At 42.8% G+C, this 17,916-nt stretch carries 11 protein-coding genes; 7 read left to right on the top strand and 4 right to left on the bottom strand.

What is annotated here, in order from left to right; genetic code table 11:
- Window positions 1-53 precede the first annotated feature (53 nt).
- Together I2I04_RS16990 and I2I04_RS16985 are read left to right on the top strand one after the other, a co-directional pair.
- Window positions 54-3,212 carry an efflux RND transporter permease subunit gene (locus tag I2I04_RS16990; protein ID WP_195655485.1) on the top strand — a complete coding sequence of 1,053 codons (3,159 nt, stop codon included), beginning with the start codon at window positions 54-56 and terminating at the stop codon, window positions 3,210-3,212.
- A gap of 13 nt (window positions 3,213-3,225) precedes the next feature.
- Window positions 3,226-3,519 carry a PG0541 family transporter-associated protein gene (locus tag I2I04_RS16985; RefSeq protein WP_004296309.1) on the top strand — a complete coding sequence of 98 codons (294 nt, stop codon included), beginning with the start codon at window positions 3,226-3,228 and terminating at the stop codon, window positions 3,517-3,519.
- A 147-nt stretch (window positions 3,520-3,666) separates the two neighbouring features.
- Here the strand turns inward: I2I04_RS16985 and I2I04_RS16980 are convergent, their stop codons facing one another.
- The 4 genes from I2I04_RS16980 to I2I04_RS16965 are packed head-to-tail and all read right to left on the bottom strand — an operon-like array spanning window position 3,667 to window position 10,450.
- Window positions 3,667-6,921: a fimbrillin family protein gene (locus tag I2I04_RS16980; protein ID WP_229127007.1), complete on the bottom strand. Its 3,255-nt coding sequence runs from the start codon at window positions 6,919-6,921 to the stop codon at window positions 3,667-3,669.
- Between the two features lie 36 nt (window positions 6,922-6,957).
- Entirely contained in the window at window positions 6,958-8,232 is a 1,275-nt protein-coding gene (locus I2I04_RS16975) for a fimbrillin family protein (protein ID WP_195655484.1), read from the bottom strand.
- 32 nt (window positions 8,233-8,264) lie between these two features.
- A complete protein-coding gene (locus I2I04_RS16970; protein WP_195655483.1) occupies window positions 8,265-9,167 on the bottom strand; it encodes a DUF5119 domain-containing protein in 903 nt (300 codons plus the stop codon).
- A gap of 26 nt (window positions 9,168-9,193) precedes the next feature.
- Complete coding sequence (locus I2I04_RS16965) at window positions 9,194-10,450, bottom strand: DUF3575 domain-containing protein (RefSeq protein ID WP_229127006.1); 1,257 nt, start codon at window positions 10,448-10,450, stop codon at window positions 9,194-9,196.
- A gap of 333 nt (window positions 10,451-10,783) precedes the next feature.
- Between I2I04_RS16965 and I2I04_RS16960 the strand changes: the two genes are divergently transcribed.
- The 5 genes from I2I04_RS16960 to I2I04_RS16940 all read left to right on the top strand — a co-directional run bounded on the left by I2I04_RS16960 (window position 10,784) and on the right by I2I04_RS16940 (window position 17,462).
- Window positions 10,784-12,184 (top strand): SGNH/GDSL hydrolase family protein, encoded by a 1,401-nt coding sequence (locus I2I04_RS16960; protein ID WP_195655481.1) that lies wholly within the window; start codon window positions 10,784-10,786, stop codon window positions 12,182-12,184.
- Window positions 12,171-13,088 (top strand): SGNH/GDSL hydrolase family protein, encoded by a 918-nt coding sequence (locus I2I04_RS16955; protein WP_229127005.1) that lies wholly within the window; start codon window positions 12,171-12,173, stop codon window positions 13,086-13,088. The genes I2I04_RS16960 and I2I04_RS16955 overlap by 14 nt, the downstream gene beginning before the upstream one ends.
- Complete coding sequence (locus tag I2I04_RS16950; protein WP_143259164.1) at window positions 13,075-14,562, top strand: MBOAT family O-acyltransferase; 1,488 nt, start codon at window positions 13,075-13,077, stop codon at window positions 14,560-14,562. Before I2I04_RS16955 ends, I2I04_RS16950 begins: the two co-directional genes overlap by 14 nt.
- A gap of 123 nt (window positions 14,563-14,685) precedes the next feature.
- A complete protein-coding gene (locus I2I04_RS16945; RefSeq protein ID WP_195655479.1) occupies window positions 14,686-15,690 on the top strand; it encodes an aldo/keto reductase in 1,005 nt (334 codons plus the stop codon).
- A gap of 728 nt (window positions 15,691-16,418) precedes the next feature.
- Window positions 16,419-17,462: a hypothetical protein gene (locus tag I2I04_RS16940; protein ID WP_195655522.1), complete on the top strand. Its 1,044-nt coding sequence runs from the start codon at window positions 16,419-16,421 to the stop codon at window positions 17,460-17,462.
- Window positions 17,463-17,916 lie beyond the last annotated feature (454 nt).

Genomic DNA, 17,916 nt, shown 5'->3' with positions numbered 1-17,916 from the left:
CCGGCTCCTTCTTTTTGGGAGAGGAGCGGGGAGAGGCTTTTAAATAAAACAACATGAGTTTATACGAAGGTGCGGTTAAGAAACCGATTATGACCTCCCTCTGCTTCCTGGCAGTGGTGATTTTTGGTCTTTTCTCTTTGTCGAAGTTACCTATCGACTTGTATCCGGATATTGACACGAATACAATCATGGTAATGACCGCTTATCCCGGAGCAAGTGCTTCGGATATAGAAAATAATGTGACTCGCCCGCTCGAAAATACGTTGAACGCGGTGAGTAACCTGAAACATATTACCTCCCGTTCTTCCGAGAATATGTCATTGATTACATTGGAGTTCGAGTTTGGTAACGATATTGACGTTCTGACCAATGATGTACGTGATAAACTCGACATGGTAAGTTCGCAGCTTCCCGATGATGTCGAGAATCCGATCATCTTCAAATTTAGTACGGACATGATTCCGATTGTGCTGCTTTCCGTACAGGCTAATGAGAGTCAGTCAGCACTTTATAAGATATTGGACGACCGTGTGGTAAATCCGCTGGCGCGTATTCCGGGAGTCGGAACCGTGTCTATCAGTGGTGCGCCGCAACGTGAGATTCAGGTATATTGCGATCCCAATAAACTGGAAGCCTATCACCTGACCATCGAAACTATCAGTTCCATCATCGGTGCCGAGAACAAAAACATCCCCGGTGGTAACTTCGATATCGGTAGTGAAACCTATGCATTGCGTGTAGAAGGTGAGTTCGATGATTCCCGCCAATTGGCAGACGTAGTGGTAGGTACGCATAATGGGGCAAATGTCTTTCTGCGTGATGTAGCCCAAATCGTCGATACCGTGGAAGAACGCGCGCAGGAAACCTATAACAATGGTGTGCAAGGTGCTATGATTGTTGTTCAGAAACAGTCGGGAGCCAATTCGGTAGAAATCTCCAAGAAAGTAGCCGACGCACTGCCGAGGCTTCAGAAGAACCTGCCGAGTGACGTAAAGATCGGTGTCATCGTCGATACCTCCGAAAACATTTTGAACACTATCGACAGTTTGACGGAAACCGTTGCGTATGCCTTGCTCTTCGTTGTCATCGTCGTGTTCCTCTTCCTGGGACGCTGGCGTGCAACGCTGATTATCTGTATTACCATTCCGCTTTCGTTGATTGCCTCATTCATTTACCTGGCTATTAGTGGAAATACGATTAATATTATCTCGCTTTCGTCGCTTTCTATCGCTATCGGTATGGTGGTGGATGATGCGATTGTAGTACTTGAGAACGTAACGACCCATATCGAACGTGGCTCCGATCCGAAACAGGCAGCTGTGCACGGAACAAATGAGGTGGCAATTTCTGTAATCGCTTCTACGCTGACCATGATTGCCGTGTTCTTCCCGTTGACAATGGTAAGCGGTATGTCCGGTGTACTTTTCAAACAGCTGGGTTGGATGATGTGTGCCATCATGTTTATTTCTACGGTCGCCGCACTATCCTTGACTCCGATGCTTTGTTCCCAGTTGCTTCGTTTGCAGAAGAAACCGTCGAAGATGTTCAAGCTCTTCTTTACTCCGATAGAGAAAGTGCTTGACGGACTCGATACCTGGTATGCGAAGATGCTGAACTGGGCTGTACGCCATCGTCCGATTGTCATTGTGGGATGTATTGCTTTCTTCGTTGTCAGTTTGCTGTGTGCAAAGGGCATCGGTACAGAGTTCTTCCCGGCACAAGATAATGCCCGTATTGCCGTACAGTTGGAACTTCCGATCGGTACACGAAAAGAGATAGCGCAAGAATTGTCACAGAAGCTGACCAACCAATGGCTGACGAAGTATAAAGACATCATGAAAGTCTGCAACTACACCGTTGGTCAGGCTGACTCCGATAATACTTGGGCGTCCATGCAGGACAACGGTTCGCATATTATCTCGTTCAACATCAGTTTGGTAGACCCGGGTGATCGTGACATCACTTTGGAAGCAGTTTGTGATGAGATGCGTGAAGATTTGAAAGCCTATCCGGAATTTAGTAAAGCACAGGTAATCCTTGGCGGTAGTAACACGGGTATGTCCGCACAGGCAAGTGCCGACTTTGAGGTTTACGGATACGATATGACAGTAACCGATAGCGTAGCAGCCCGTCTGAAACGTGAATTGTTGAAAGTAAAAGGCGTGACCGAGGTAAACATCAGCCGTAGTGACTACCAGCCGGAATATCAGGTAGACTTCGACCGTGAAAAACTGGCGATGCATGGTTTGAATCTTTCAACTGCCGGTAACTATCTGCGTAACCGTGTCAATGGTGCGGTAGCCTCTAAATATCGTGAAGACGGAGATGAGTACGATATCAAAGTGCGTTACGCGCCCGAATTCCGTACAAGTCTGGAAAGTCTCGAAAACATCCTCATTTACAATGCACAAGGACAATCCGTTCGTGTGAAAGATGTAGGAAAGGTAGTCGAACGTTTTGCGCCTCCAACCATCGAACGTAAAGACCGTGAACGTATCGTGACCGTTTCCGCGGTAATCTCCGGTGCTCCGCTGGGCGACGTAGTGGCTGCCGGTAATAAAGTGATAGATAAGATGGATCTTCCGGGAGATGTCACCATTCAGATTTCCGGTTCGTACGAAGACCAGCAGGACTCGTTCCGTGATTTGGGAACACTTGCCATCCTGATTGTTGTGCTCGTATTTATCGTAATGGCAGCGCAGTTCGAGTCACTGACCTATCCGTTCATTATCATGTTCTCCCTGCCGTTTGCGTTTAGCGGCGTCTTGATGGCACTATTCTTTACGAACAGTACATTGAGTGTCATGAGTTTATTGGGAGGTATCATGTTGATTGGTATTGTAGTGAAGAACGGTATTGTGCTTATCGACTACATCACCCTTTGTCGAGAACGTGGATTGGCTGTTTTGAACTCTGTGGTAACAGCCGGTAAGAGCCGTCTCCGTCCGGTATTGATGACCACTGCCACTACCGTTCTTGGTATGATTCCGATGGCTATCGGTGGCGGTCAGGGTTCTGAAATGTGGAGCCCGATGGCAATTGCCGTAATCGGTGGTTTGACAATATCTACAGTTTTGACATTGATTTTGATTCCTACTCTATATTGTGTATTTGCAGGAACAGGTATTAAGAACCGTCGTCGTAAACTCCGTCGTCAACGCGAATTGGATGTTTACTTTCAGGCGAATAAAGACAACATTATTAAGAAATAACAAGAAAAGAAATATGAAATCAGTATTGATAACATTCGATCAGGCTTATTACGAACGAATCATGGCGTTGCTCGACCGTTTGGGATGCCGTGGTTTTACATACCTCGAAAAAGTGCAGGGACGTGGTTCGAAAACAGGCGATCCGCATTTCGGAAGCCATGCCTGGCCAAGTATGTGCTCGGCTATCCTGACGGTAGTAGACGATAGCAAAGTCGATCCGTTGCTGGACACTTTGCATAAGATGGACTTGGAAACGCAGCAATTAGGTTTGCGTGCATTTGTGTGGAATATTGAGCGGACCATTTAAAAAAAAAGGTGGTCCGAAGGTAGGCCGATTGTAAAAGAAAGTGTGCCAAAAGTCAATAGCAACTGACTTTTGGCACACTTTCTTTTTGGGGGAAATACTGTATAAAAAGAGCCCGGTATTCTCTGGAAGAGACTCTTCGTAGCTGCTTTAGTTTCCTGTTCCCGTTTGGCCATCACGGATGGGGCGGATAGTGAAACCGTATGCGTTGTTGGTTCCGTCAATAGGAGTTGTACAATTTGGAAATTTAACAGTATTTCTCTTATCAATAGAGAATATCAAACAACTTGAAGAGGAACCATTGTGGAAGCCGGATGACGCAATGTACGTTATTGAAGAGAAGGCTGGAAATGTGCCATATTTTACATCTCTTTGCTTTATTCCCATATCACGTACTCCCGTAGCGGGAAAATAAAAATCTTTTCCATTGATATTTACTTTCCATCCATCGAATGGGCTATTTACGTGCGTTGCATTTGGTATTTCGGCTACAGTTTTTTTAGCACTGGGGTCTTCTTCAGTTGGGGCATCTACTTGTTTCAACGTTACATTATCAAAAAAATCAGCAAAAGCCTTAATAGGCGGAATTTTAAATCCTGCAGGCGATGGGTCGTATATTGTTTTAACAACATATTGATCATTAGGTGATTGCTTGTAGTCCGGATTGTCTTTCTTGTCATAGTTGAAATAGTTTGCATTTCCACTTTCTATTAGTTGTATATTCCAATAGTTCATAATACTTTTTTTCTGATAAGCAGATTCCCCATCGTGCCAGTGACGTCGTTTGAAGTTATTAATAGGGTCTTTTTGGTCATCGTCTGGTCGTTGGTGGATAAAAAATTGATAAGGCAATTGTATGCTCTCTCCGATACTTTTGGAAGTTTCTCCTGAAGTGAAGCGGAAACCTTTAGAAGAATAGAACATTTTATTCACCATATCCAATTCTATTTTTTGATCACCAGACAGACCATTATTACGAGTCACCTCATTGTGCACACCTGGTAGCATCGCATCCTTACGTCCCCATTGATAATAGGTATTGTCGCCGGCTACGGACGCTGTAATTTTAGGTTGAATCAACGTAATGATGGCCGCTTCTTCTTCCGTTGAAGATTGCATTGGTGCTCCTGTCACTTTGATATGTTTATTCAGTATGACCCCATCGCCACCCACCAGTTTAGGATCAACGACAAAACGCATAAGTATACTTCTTCCGTTCTCTCCTTTATGCGGTTCGCAATAACCAAGGTTGCAAGGAGCTATGATAAACGGCTGTTTTTTTTCATTCAAATTATTATCCGACATCTGTATACAGGAAGACTCGTTCCACTTACGATGGGTGACCCATATATGCCAGCTCCATAAAATCTCTCTTTGGTTGTTACGCACGGCAATCACGGCATTGCCTTGGTTGATGGTCTCTTTGGGTACACGAAAAGATACCCAGCCGAGTGTTTTGTCGTTCAGTTTCACATCAGTAACAAGGTCCGGGCTGTCTTGCCATAGCAGTATCGCATCAGCCACGCCATCAATACTACCTTTTAAGATGGACTTGTTATTATGATCTACAAAATGGGGAAGTACCAAATTTTGAACATTGGCTGGAATATCACCTTCGCTACTATCATATATGTAAGACGAGGTATCGCCATCCTTATCATAAGTATTTCCATAGTAAGCCGGAAATGTATAATAACCATGATTATTCACAATATAACAGTTGGCGCTTTCCTGTGCCACTTCATTATTTCTGACCAAATCGTGTGGCTCTGTTGCCGTTCCTTCTCCTGGATCGGTAACTGTACGAGATAACGTACCATCTATAGATGCTCGTTCTCCATACAGGAAATCCTGCATGTATGTAAATTGCGTTTGGGCAGGCAAAAGTATGCTTCCTTTTACGGGAGACTTCCAATTGGTATCATCCGCAGCGGTTTGGGAGGTAGCAATAGGGTGCCATCCCATTGGGTTATTATGGGAGTCTTGCCCCCCCGACTTCCAATCTTTGCCGTCAAAAGACCATTCAATCTTAAAATCAAGTTTTCGAAACAGTTCTTTCGTTTCATCTTCCGCACTGGCCTGCACCACATGGGTGTATGCGACAATGCTTACGTCATTCAGAAAACCGCTGACCGGAAGATAGGCTAGTTTTTCATCATCTGTCATGTCTCTTGAATACAGACTGGTTTCGTCTGCCTTAAGCGTCATAACGTCTATACCTATCTGACCGCCATTAGGATACAAGGTGTTAGCCCGATTGATTTTCACTTCAATAATCGGTTCTACTATGATGCCAGTGGTATTGACAGAGTAAGTATATTTTTTCCCTGCCACCCATTTATAGTCTTTCGTATGCTCTTTCAGTTTGGCAGTAAGAGTGTGGGGTGTTTTCGAAATACTGTCTGCAAAGACTATGGTCAGAGTAGCGTTATCCGTGAGTGTTTGAGGAATCATCATGAAGGTATATCCTTCTTCGTCTTTATTCAACTCAATGCCGGGCTTGGTCATCAGGTCGTCTTTATTCTCATCCAGTTTTATTTCTGTCTCTATGCTGAAACTGTGATCAGCGTTATCTTCGGTTTTCCAGTCTTCCGTTCCTATCTGACAAGTTCCTTTTCCGTACACTCCGGAAATCGTTATGCCGGTGACTTCTCCGGAAAGCATCTCTTTACCGGTTTTTATGGTGATGGCGGCCAGCGCATGCTTGAAATCTAGCTTTACCGCACCTCCTTGACCTCCGGAGCAGTCTTTCGTCGCTGTCATGAGATCGTGTTGCTTTGTCACGTCTGTGGGGACGGTGTAGGTAAGCGTCGGAATGCCGCCTTGGCTTGCAGGAGAATGTTCTATGCCGTTATCCGAAGAAGAATATGGCGAATAGGCAAAGAACCGTATTCCGCCCGTTCCTAACCAGTTCAACTTCTCTGTCGATTTCCATATCCCTTCTTTTTTTTCTACTTTCAGATTATGTGCAAAATCAGTGTGCCAATTGGTTGGATTACCATCGGGCCATGTACCGGTGTAGCAGATGGCGGAAAGTCCGAAATTATTGTGGAAATTGTTGGTAGAGTTAACCATAGAGCCGCGGGTTGCCGCTTCTTCTGCCGCTGCATCGGAAGCTGCCGCATCTGCGGCAACTTCCGATATTTCAGTGACAAGATATAGTGGCTCCGCATGATCAGATTGCGACATTCGCTTGATACTTATATCCGTAGCTGCACGAGATAGGCCATTGGTCCAATTGCTAGGCACTTTTACATCGAATGTAAGTAACCCGGTATCTTCCTGTTGATATTTATTGAATGTGTCGTCTGTGCAGGACGATACGGAACATGCTACTGTTATATATACAAATATACGACCTAGCAGACCGGATACAGGACGAAATAAACAAGAATGTCGCATCATAATTAACGGTTGGTTTTTCTACAAAAATACAATCACTTAGTTCATTGGAGTATCTTCATCTTTGTCAGCAGGAGTCCATTCGGCTACGCCAACTGTAAAAGTAATCGGATTGTCCAGCACAAGGTCACCCGGGTACTTGCCTTTTGGAAGATCTTTAATTATATCTCCTCCATCTGGTGAAGACGGCAGTCCGGCAGGTATTTCCGCAGGATAAATACCGCCACCACTCTCATGACCGCAGAACTCGAGATTATATATATATTTCTTTCCAGGTGTCCAATTGAGAGCAACGGGAACGCAGGTGTATCCATATTGTTCTTGCACGAAACTGGAAGTTGGGTTAATTGGGAAAAGTTGATGGATATGTCTATTTCCCTCCACCTTTACCGTTGTGTCATCACCATCATGATTAGCACCATCATGAATAGCCTCAATGCGGCAAAGAATTAAGATATATGTACCATCATCACCTGTCACTACCTTGCTGTCTCCTTCTCCAACCGTGGTAAATTTCAGCTCGTTGGTTGTTTGAGGTACTAACATGAGACCTGAGTTATTATTGCTGTTACCAATTAAAGTAGTACCTTTAATATTATTTTCTACTGCTTTAGCAACAACCTTTGCAGCATCTTTTTCGAATTCAACTCCATACTGAGTTTTACTACTACCAGCATTCCACTGCATATAATTGCCATTTTCTCCTACTTCTTTACTAAATGACAAAGTTCCTGATTTTTTTACATTGACTATCCACGCACCTTTAATATATATGTTTTTATCTGCGTCCGGACAATTTGCAATTATTTCAACCTGTGATAAAGCATGATGAAAAGTCAATGGTACAGCCATTCCTGGAACCTTGTCGCGCTCGGCTTCTGTATATGCTACTACAAAATCTTGTTGATCCTCTCCCTTCGCTTTAGGGGTGAAGTCTGAAAATGTCTGAGATGTTGTATTGATTTGAGGTTCTCCCTCTTTAAGCTCAAGGTTGCACGGACCGTATGCCCAGAAATTGAATTGCTTGACACCGGATGGCCAATATTTATTATCGGGTAAAGTATAAATTGCTTTACCTGGTTCTTTTTTTGTAGCCTGTACTTTATCTAAAAACATATTATAATTAGGTGCATCGGCATATACATAGAAGGATTCGAGATTTTCGAGTTTCGTTTCAGTCGCACGTGTTGTCACTCGCGTAGTGAATGAAATTTCTTCACCTTGATAACTTTCCACTAATTCATCATTCGAACAAGCGGCAAACGTCATGGAAAGCATTGCTGTTATTCCCAGTAATTTTACATTTTTGTTCATAATTTAGTCTTTTTATTTTGTTAATTTATTCATTAATTCATTGGGATATCTTGGATCACTTCGTCCCATTCCGGAATCGAAGGACTCATCCCTTCTTCCGGATCCGGAAGGGTCACTTTTTCATCAATTATTATATGGACATGCTTCGGATCGGAAGCTTCGTGCATCTGATCGGTCACATCAAAATCAAGATAGTTTTTATTAGAAGTATAGATGGAAAAGTAGTGGATTCCTTCTTCTTGCGGGCAATGACCGAATGATACAAATCGTGCCGTGAGCGTATGATTGTCGGGGCGTTCCAGTTGAAGCGGCATCGTCACCGGTACACCGGAAGATGTGCCGTCTGCAAGCCGCCAGCTTTCGGACATACCCGTAAGGGCACCACTGATATCGAGGTCGTCGGACATGTTTTCTACGTTGCATACTTCGACGGTATATTCCATCGTTGCTTCGGCAGGGAATAAGGTGACAGACTGTCCCGGCACTCCTGCCAGCACTTCCAACTGTTCGTGGCATCCGCCCCAAACATTTTCGGGGACTCCACATACGGGTTCATGACCAACTTCCGACGGACGTGGCGGCATGCTTAACTCACCCCGTCCCATCGGGTCGAGAAGTGATTGGGAAACGGTGGTCACCTCGTAGTTGTCATACGTATTTCCGCGTTCGTCCACCGATTTCATTTCGCCGTTGTGGAACAGCAATTTATATTCGCCTGCTTCAATGCGGATCTTTCCACCCTTGGCCGAAGTGAACTCGTGGCGAACATAATGGCTGCCGTCGGCACGGAAAAACTGTACGACCATCGTCTGAGGGGTGGCGTCGGGCGCAGCCTCCCAGTCGAACTTGATTTCCATATCGACCATGTGCGAATGGTCGAGACAAATATCCTTATGCTCGCACGCGCTAAACAGTATGGTTAATGCCGATAACATATTCCATATTATAGTGGAGAAACGCATCACCGCACACCTCCTTTCTGCTCATTGCGGCCACCAATGTACCAGACAAGTGATACTTCGGCTTTAGTAGGACCGAACCATTTCCGTTTGCGAGTGGATTCCCACACATAACAGTTGTCTTCAGGTTGGTATTTCATGTAGTCACCGCTCAAATAACCTACTCCCAGTGTGAAATCGATATTGAATTGCCGTCCTATCGGCAATGAATATCCGTAAGACAAACCGGCTCCCCAACTCCAGCGGTCGCCTAAATAACCACGTCCGCCCCATTCTATGTCGTAAGTTAGCATTTGACCGTAAAGTCCTACATGATGTCCGCACATGGCCGACCGCTTTTTATACTGGGGAGAAAACCAATAACGACATTCTGCGTCGCCACCATAAACACGCCAAAAACGATGCTTCGCATCATTGCTCCACCACGCATACTGCCAATTGGCTCCAACCGACCATTGCTGGCCGATAGCGACTTCCAACCCAATGTTAGGAATGGTAGCGACATCATAAAGCATGTTTGTTTTCAGCAAAGCTGTAATTCTTTGGCGTTCTTTCTTCGTTGATGGTATTACTGTAGTAGGAAGTACCTCGGAAGACACTGGAACATAAGTATCTACGGCATCAGTAACCTGGGGAATCGAATCATGACTCGGAGTTTTTACTAATTGGTCCGTAGTGGTGACCGTATACTCTTTAGCTTCATTAGCAGTGGCATTCAACATCTCCCGCTCGCATGCGATGCGAAATCGCGCATTTCGTAAGTCCGGAAAAAACTTTTCTTTCATGTATTTCCATGCACGTCCTCCCCGTAGCATACATAAACGGTTTTTGCGACCATCGATGATACGTTTGTTTTTGTCAAAAATCCAAATAGGGGTGTTAGCTATGATTTCAATCGCTTCGTTACGCCACGGCTGTTCAGTAGTAGCAATCATTTTACTCAGCAGTTCCCAATCTACATCAGAAGGAACTACTTTAATGATAGAGTCTGTCAGGTGAGTTTTGTTAAGAATATAAGTACGCACATTTTGAGCACGTTTTTCTGAAAGCTTACGATTCATGGGAGTATATCCTTCGGGCGAAGCACAGCCTTTTATCGTTATAGATTTTACAATAGCTGACGAATCGGAAGCAGCATTGTTTAATAACGAAACCAGATGTTCCAAATGTACCTTATTGTCACAGAATAAAGTATCAACAGAGGAATATCCCAGCTGAAACTTTACTTGTACATACAAAGTGTCTTTTGACACTTTCATGGCCCGTATTGGTAGAATAAATAAAAAAAGTAGTAATAAATGACATGTAATTCCCGCCCCCTTCATAACTACACAGCACTAACTTAAATTTTTTAAATTTAGGTCTCTAAAAAAAATATTTTGCAAAATAAAAATATGGAAATATAAAAAACAAATATTTTAACTAAAAAACAAATATTTTAACTAAAAAAATTATGAAGCTGTTTTAAATATTTTGATAGATACATCAATATACTAAAAGAACGGATAATCTCAAAATATATTTTTGGACAGTCTCGTTCTTTATTGTGGCTTTTGTCTATCTTTGCGGTCGTTTGGGATTTTAGAAACATTATGGAGATAATAAAGAATTATTTGAAATATTCGTTGTGGTTCGTACTGATTGTATTGGCAGCCTTACTCGGGCTTCATTGGCTTCCGGTACTGACTATTGACGGGCACACGATGAGGCGTGTAGACCTTTTGAGCGACCTTCGTTATCCGGAGTCGGAGACTGCCGCAGCTGATTCGGACAGCATCCTTTTGCCTCCGGTTGTAAAGCCGGCCTTTGTAGATACCTGTCGTACAGGTATGACTTGTATTGAAGATTACAGTGATTCCACTCTTCGGGGGATGGCTCCTTTTTATGAAGCACTCAATCGTATCTCTTCCAGTGATTCAGATGACTCCGATGACAAACAGGTACGTATTGCCGTATTCGGAGACTCCTTTATCGAAGCGGATATCTTTACCGCCGACTTACGCGAAATGCTTCAGAAACAATTCGGCGGTTGTGGCGTAGGTTTTGTTACTATCACTTCCATGACAAGCGGTTACCGTCCTACGGTGCGACATACGTTTGGCGGATGGTCCAGTCATGCAGTAACAGACAGCGTCTATTTCGATAAGAAGAAACAAGGCATATCCGGTCACTATTTCGTTCCCCGGAATGGAGCTTATGTAGAACTGCGCGGACAAAATAAATATGCCTCCCTGCTCGATACTTGTCAGCGGGCCTCCATCTTCTTTTATAACAAGGATTCTGTTCTTCTTTCTGCTCGTGTGAACAAAGGAGAAAACAAGAATTATTCATTAGGTCCTTCCGATGGATTGCAGCAAATTCAGGTAGGCGGGCGCATCGGCTCTATCCGTTGGACAGTAGACCGTGCAGACTCTACATTGTTCTATGGTTTGGCAATGGATGGAAAAAAAGGAATCATTCTCGACAACTTCTCGTTGCGTGGCAGTTCCGGTCTTTCTCTGCGCGGCATTCCTTCACAGATGTTGAAACAGTTTAACCGTCAACGTCCTTACGACCTCATTATCCTCGAATATGGTTTGAATGTAGCTACCGAACGGGGGCGCAATTATGATAACTATCAAAAAGGATTGCTTACGGCTATCGAGCATTTGAAAGAATGTTTCCCACAAGCAGGAATCCTGTTGTTGAGCGTCGGTGACCGTGATTATAAAAACGATAATGGCGAACTTCGTACCATGCCCGGTGTGAAGAATCTGATTCGTTATCAGCAGAACATTGCGGCCGAAAGCAATATTGCCTTTTGGAATATGTTTGAAGCAATGGGCGGAGAAGGCAGCATGGCAAAACTGGTACATGCCAAACCTTCTATGGCAAATTATGATTATACACATATAAATTTCCGTGGTGGCAAGCATTTGGCGGGACTACTTTATGAAACGATGATTTATGGTAAGGAACAATACGACAGGAGGCGTGCTTATGAACAAGAATAATCTGCAGTCTATCTTTATTTTTATTCTCGTCGCTATGTTGAGTGTTTCTTGTTTCCTTGCAGAAGCAATCGCACAAGACCGCATGCCTGTATGCCCCCCACCGGGAAAGACTGCCAAGTTGATAAAACCTTTGCGGGAAATGAACAAGGCAAAAGATACGATCACCGTACAGATAGCCTTTCCTTCAGCTTTCCGCGAAACCGGTCGGAATGAGATTATTGACAGTATTGCTCTGCTGGCTCCCGTCTTTGAACATCTCCGCCAGGTGCATGCCGGACTCTCCGAAGATACAGTCCGTATCGTTCATATTGGCGATAGTCATGTACGCGGACATATCTACCCTCAAACCACCGGTACTCGTTTGACAGAAGCTTTCGGTGCTATTTCTTATATTGATAAAGGCGTCAACGGAGCGACTTGCCTTACATTTACCCATCCGGATCGTATTGCTGAAATCGCCGCCTTGAAGCCCGAACTGCTGATTCTCTCTTTCGGAACCAATGAAAGCCATAATCGGCGTTATAATATAAATGCGCACTACAATCAGATGGATGAACTGGTGAAACTGTTGCGTGACAGTCTTCCCAACGTACCAATTCTTCTGACTACCCCTCCCGGTTCTTATGAAAGTTTCCGGCAACGAAGGCGCAGACGCACGTATGCCATCAATCCACGTACAGCAACAGCGGCGGAAACTATTCGCCGTTATGCAAAAGACCATCGTCTGCTCGTGTGGGATATGTATGATGTAGTCGGAGGAAAGCGCCGTGCCTGTACAAACTGGACGGAAGCCAACCTGCTGCGTCCCGATCATGTACATTATTTACCCGAAGGATACATCCTGCAAGGAAATTTATTATACCAAGCACTTATCAAAGCATATAATGACTATGTTTCCCATTGATATAGATTTCAGTAGACTGAAAGAGATACTTACCTACGATCCGCAGGCGCCAATGATATTCAGCAGCGGTATCTTCCTTTGGTTGTTCGCTGCTTTCATGGTAGTGTATGTGTTGCTGCAACGCAAATACACTGCCCGTATCTTGTTTGTCACCCTCTTTTCCTATTATTTTTACTATAAGAGTAGTGGCACCTATTTTTTCCTGCTTGCCATAGTTACCGTTGCCGACTTTTTCCTTGCGCAGCTAATGGACCGTTCAGAGGGCTATTGGAAACGTAAAGGATTGGTTGCTTTGAGTTTGGGTATCAATTTAGGACTTCTTGTCTATTTCAAATATACCAATTTCCTGGGTGGAGTGATTGCGTCATTGATGGGAGGAGAATTTACCGCTCTCGATATATTCCTGCCGGTCGGTATCTCCTTTTTCACTTTCCAATCGTTAAGCTACACCATTGATGTTTACCGAAGAGACATAAAACCATTGACCAATCTTTTGGATTATGCCTTTTACGTATCTTTCTTCCCTCAGTTGGTGGCAGGACCTATTGTGCGTGCCCGCGACTTTATTCCGCAAATCCGGAAACCCTTATTTGTCTCGCAGGAAATGTTCGGACGCGGAATCTTTCTGATCGTTTCCGGTCTTTTCAAGAAAGCCATCATATCCGATTATATCAGTATCAACTTTGTAGAACGTATTTTTGACAATCCCACTCTCTATTCCGGTGTTGAAAATCTGATGGGAGTCTATGGTTATGCTCTGCAGATTTACTGTGACTTTTCCGGATATAGCGACATGGCTATCGGCATCGCCTTATTGTTAGGTTTCCATTTCAATCTCAACTTTAATTCACCTTATAAGTCTGCCTCTATTACGGAATTTTGGCGCCGTTGGCACATCTCTTTATCCAGTTGGTTGCGAGATTATCTGTATATCTCTTTAGGTGGAAACCGGAAAGGCAAGTTCCGTCAATACCTGAATCTCATCATTACCATGTTCTTGGGTGGATTGTGGCATGGCGCCTCCTGGAATTTTGTACTTTGGGGAACTTTTCATGGAGTAGCTTTGGCATTACATAAAATGTGGATGTCTGTCACCGGTCGCAAGAAAGGGGAGGAAAGTCACGGTTGGCGACGTGTGTTTGGAGTGATTATTACTTTCCATTTTGTCTGTTTCTGTTGGATTTTCTTCCGTAATGCTGATTTTCAGAACTCAATGGATATGTTGGGGCAGATATTCACTACTTTCCGTCCGCAACTGTTCCCGCAATTACTCGAAGGCTATTGGAAAGTATTTGCATTGATGTTACTTGGCTTCTTGCTTCATTTTGCTCCCGATAGTTGGGAAAATGCAGTTTGTCGAGGAGTAATTCGTCTGCCGTTCGTAGGAAAAGCAGTATTGATGGTAGCTTTGATTTACCTGGTTATTCAGATGAAGAGTTCGGAGATTCAGCCGTTTATTTATTTCCAGTTCTGAACGGTTGTATGGTTAATGTGACATCCAGCTTTTAATCAAAGTGTTCTTTTTAATATTCGACTAAAGTTGTATTTGGAATATTTTTTCTTACTTTGTGAAAGGAAAATATAAACATTCTGTTTTATGGAAAACTCTTTCAGTTATCAGCCGGTAGCCGGACGCTACGAACGGATGCCTTATAAATATTGTGGTAAGAGCGGCTTGCAGTTACCTTTAATCTCTTTGGGATTGTGGCACAACTTCGGTAGTGTGGACAATTTCGATGTAGCAACCGACATGATTAAGTATGCTTTCGATCACGGTATTACTCATTTCGATCTGGCAAACAACTATGGTCCTGTTCCCGGAAGTGCCGAAATTAATTTCGGACGAATCTTGCGAGAGAACTTCCAAGGTTATCGGGATGAAATGATCATCTCTTCCAAAGCTGGTCATGACATGTGGGCTGGTCCTTATGGTGGAAATAGCTCCCGTAAGAATCTGATGGCGAGCATTGACCAAAGTCTCCGTCGGACAGGATTGGAGTATTTTGATATCTTTTATAGCCATCGTTATGATGGAATTACTCCGGTCGAAGAAACCATTCAGACATTGATTGATATCGTGAAACAAGGGAAAGCGCTGTATATCGGAATCTCTAAATATCCCCCCGAACAAGCACGTATTGCCTATGAAATGATGGCGAAAGCCGGTGTTCCCTGTCTCATCAGCCAGTATCGGTATAATATGTTTGACCGTGCAGTGGAGGCGGAAACACTTCCACTGGCAGCCGAGTTTGGTTCCGGTTTTATTGCCTTTTCTCCTTTGGCGCAAGGACTGTTGACAGATAAATACCTGAATGGTATTCCGGAGGGCTCTCGTGCTGCACGTTCCTCGGGTTTTCTTCAGCTTTCGCAAGTGACGCCTGAAAAGGTAGAGGCAGCCCGCCGGTTGAATGAAATAGCTCTCCGACGTGGACAAACACTCGCTGAAATGGCATTAGCATGGGTGCTGAAAGACGAACGGATGACTTCGGTGATTGTAGGCGCAAGCTCTGTCAACCAGTTGGCCGACAATTTGAAAGCGCTGGAATATTTGGAGTTCACGGCAGACGAGTTGAAAGAGATCGAACAGATTTTACCTGAATAATTTCAGCCTGAATCGTATGCTGATTTCGCCTTATTATTGAAAATGATAAGGTGAAGTCATGTATTTTAAGGATGATTCTGTCCATAAAAGAAATGAGTGCCGATATTTGCTTTGGTCGTTATGTAAAACTTTGTATAACAACTATTGCGGTGTATTCCTTAAATCTATGATGTCCGTGATTTTCCGTAACAGGGAGAATCCCACTTTCTATCCTACCATTGACCAGTTGTGTACATTTATAATTTCCTATTTATGCATCTTATTGAATTTTTGCAAAGAAGTAGGCCCGTTCATAATTAACTTCTGTTCCAAGTTCTTGATTGTACATGAGAGCAATGTTGAATAATGTAATTCCCAATGGATATAAAGGCATTGTGTTTAACTATATCGGTTACTTTTGCGTATATATCGGTTATCTTGTATAGTTTCATAGTATTTTTGTTGTAATAAAAGGGCGTGTGCCTGCCTGCAAAGGCAAAAATACTTTTGGGAAAAGTGTGGATATATTCTATAGTAACATATAGTAATTTGATTTGTCTCATGGTAATGAAGTTTCTCACTGTGCGATTATATCCTATCATTTAGACATTGCCCGATTGCTTGTATTTTGAACATGACTGCTTACTTCTGGGAAATCATTATTCCATAAGTATAAGTCTTTTTATATAAACATTTGTGAGGAGAATGGAATATTTTAGATTGTGGTAAAAAACAGAAAAGTATTAGGAATGCTCGAAAAGAATATATACATTCGTATAATATTCACCTTAAATACTTGTGGTATGAGGCACTTAACTGTAGTATTCGTTCTGTTGTGTATTTTTGCTTGTAGTAGCGAAGAGGTTGTAAGTACCATTGAGGAATCTGTAAAGCCGGCTAATGAGGTGGCTATGCAAACTGTCAATTTGCTTGATAGCCTTGAAATTATGGATTATATTTATAGCATTATTGGTCCGATGGCTAAGACACGATCAAATCTACCGGAGGGAGGGTATATTTTTCCTGATAATTGTTTTGCCTATTCGTTGGGGTTTGATAATAAGTGGATAGAGTTTAGTACTTGGGATCAAGTAAGATATGGATATGAAAATGCGAGTTCCGTGTATCATGCCGCTTATGATTACATGAAAGGGGCAACCTTAATATCAGGATACTATCCTGTAGTTTGGGGTTGGGGAAATGCCCCTCTGCATGTATCTCTTGGAGGTACTCCCCATTGTGAGGCGCCTTATTCTAAGATGGGGCGTATGTGGTTATTGTGGCACCTTGTAAGTGTGTTTTCTAATGGAATGTATGGAGTTCCTGTGGAAACCTATGGTACGGTTTCTCCTACCCGTAGTCTAAGTGAAATGGATGCTAATGCAATGAAAAAAATAAGTGAGGATATTCACGAAAATATAATCTTCTCACCGGATGAGTTGATGATGATTGCTAGAAAAGTAAAAATATGTAGAGAAGGTTCAAGGTTTGAATCTCTGTTTAATGAATGGAAGGAAGCATGGCATTACTCGCTTAGTAATAACACTGTTACTACAAGAAATTTACCTCAATATGCCGATTTAAAGGCTATGGGAAAAGAAATCATTCCATTATTGATTGAGAAGATGGTAACAGAAGAGGATAATTTCTTTGCAATAAGATTGTATGAAGATCTACAAGATAATCCTAATCTGATAATACGATATGCGAACGATGATCCACATCAACTTGAAGGATTACAACAAACAACCAAAAAAACTATAAAAAAGTGGTTAGAATATAATTCCAATTAAAGTTACCTTGGAAATGGTAGGTTGTTGTATATTGCGTATACCTTTAAATTAAGAATATCGGCTCAAATTGTGCCGACATTTAAAAATGAATATTCAAGAAATAGGACATCAATAATAATAGAGATAAGTTTGTTTTTAGGATCTTTTGCTGGAGTGTTTCTCATTTGATTTTATTGTGAAAACTTATTTGTAGTCTTAATCGAAAAATGGATTTTTGGAGTGAAGAAAATATGAATAGTATTTCTCTGTTTTTGAAAGAACTGAATGTCATACGTGCGGATTGTGAACGTAGGGCAAAACGGAAAATATAACTAACCGTTCACCCTGGAATTCAGGTTACTTACGCACTTTCCTCTGCGGCTTATTTTTCATTTTCAGACACTGTCCACAATTTTGTGTAAATGGAACCAGGATTCAGTTGTAAGTTTCCTCTTATATCTGTATTCTGTTTTCA

It is taken from the genome of Bacteroides sp. 1001136B_160425_E2, assembly GCF_015559655.1.
Lineage (GTDB): Bacteria > Bacteroidota > Bacteroidia > Bacteroidales > Bacteroidaceae > Bacteroides > Bacteroides luhongzhouii.
This window is presented reverse-complemented; position numbering and strand designations above follow the sequence as displayed.

Coding starts and splice junctions, on each gene's coding strand:
- I2I04_RS16990 (WP_195655485.1), top strand. CDS start 54: ATGAGTTTATACGAAGGTGCGGTTAAGAAACCGATTATGACCTCCCTC.
- I2I04_RS16985 (WP_004296309.1), top strand. CDS start 3,226: ATGAAATCAGTATTGATAACATTCGATCAGGCTTATTACGAACGAATC.
- I2I04_RS16980 (WP_229127007.1), bottom strand. CDS start 6,921: ATGATGCGACATTCTTGTTTATTTCGTCCTGTATCCGGTCTGCTAGGT.
- I2I04_RS16975 (WP_195655484.1), bottom strand. CDS start 8,232: ATGAACAAAAATGTAAAATTACTGGGAATAACAGCAATGCTTTCCATG.
- I2I04_RS16970 (WP_195655483.1), bottom strand. CDS start 9,167: ATGTTATCGGCATTAACCATACTGTTTAGCGCGTGCGAGCATAAGGAT.
- I2I04_RS16965 (WP_229127006.1), bottom strand. CDS start 10,450: ATGAAAGTGTCAAAAGACACTTTGTATGTACAAGTAAAGTTTCAGCTG.
- I2I04_RS16960 (WP_195655481.1), top strand. CDS start 10,784: ATGGAGATAATAAAGAATTATTTGAAATATTCGTTGTGGTTCGTACTG.
- I2I04_RS16955 (WP_229127005.1), top strand. CDS start 12,171: ATGAACAAGAATAATCTGCAGTCTATCTTTATTTTTATTCTCGTCGCT.
- I2I04_RS16950 (WP_143259164.1), top strand. CDS start 13,075: ATGTTTCCCATTGATATAGATTTCAGTAGACTGAAAGAGATACTTACC.
- I2I04_RS16945 (WP_195655479.1), top strand. CDS start 14,686: ATGGAAAACTCTTTCAGTTATCAGCCGGTAGCCGGACGCTACGAACGG.
- I2I04_RS16940 (WP_195655522.1), top strand. CDS start 16,419: ATGCTCGAAAAGAATATATACATTCGTATAATATTCACCTTAAATACT.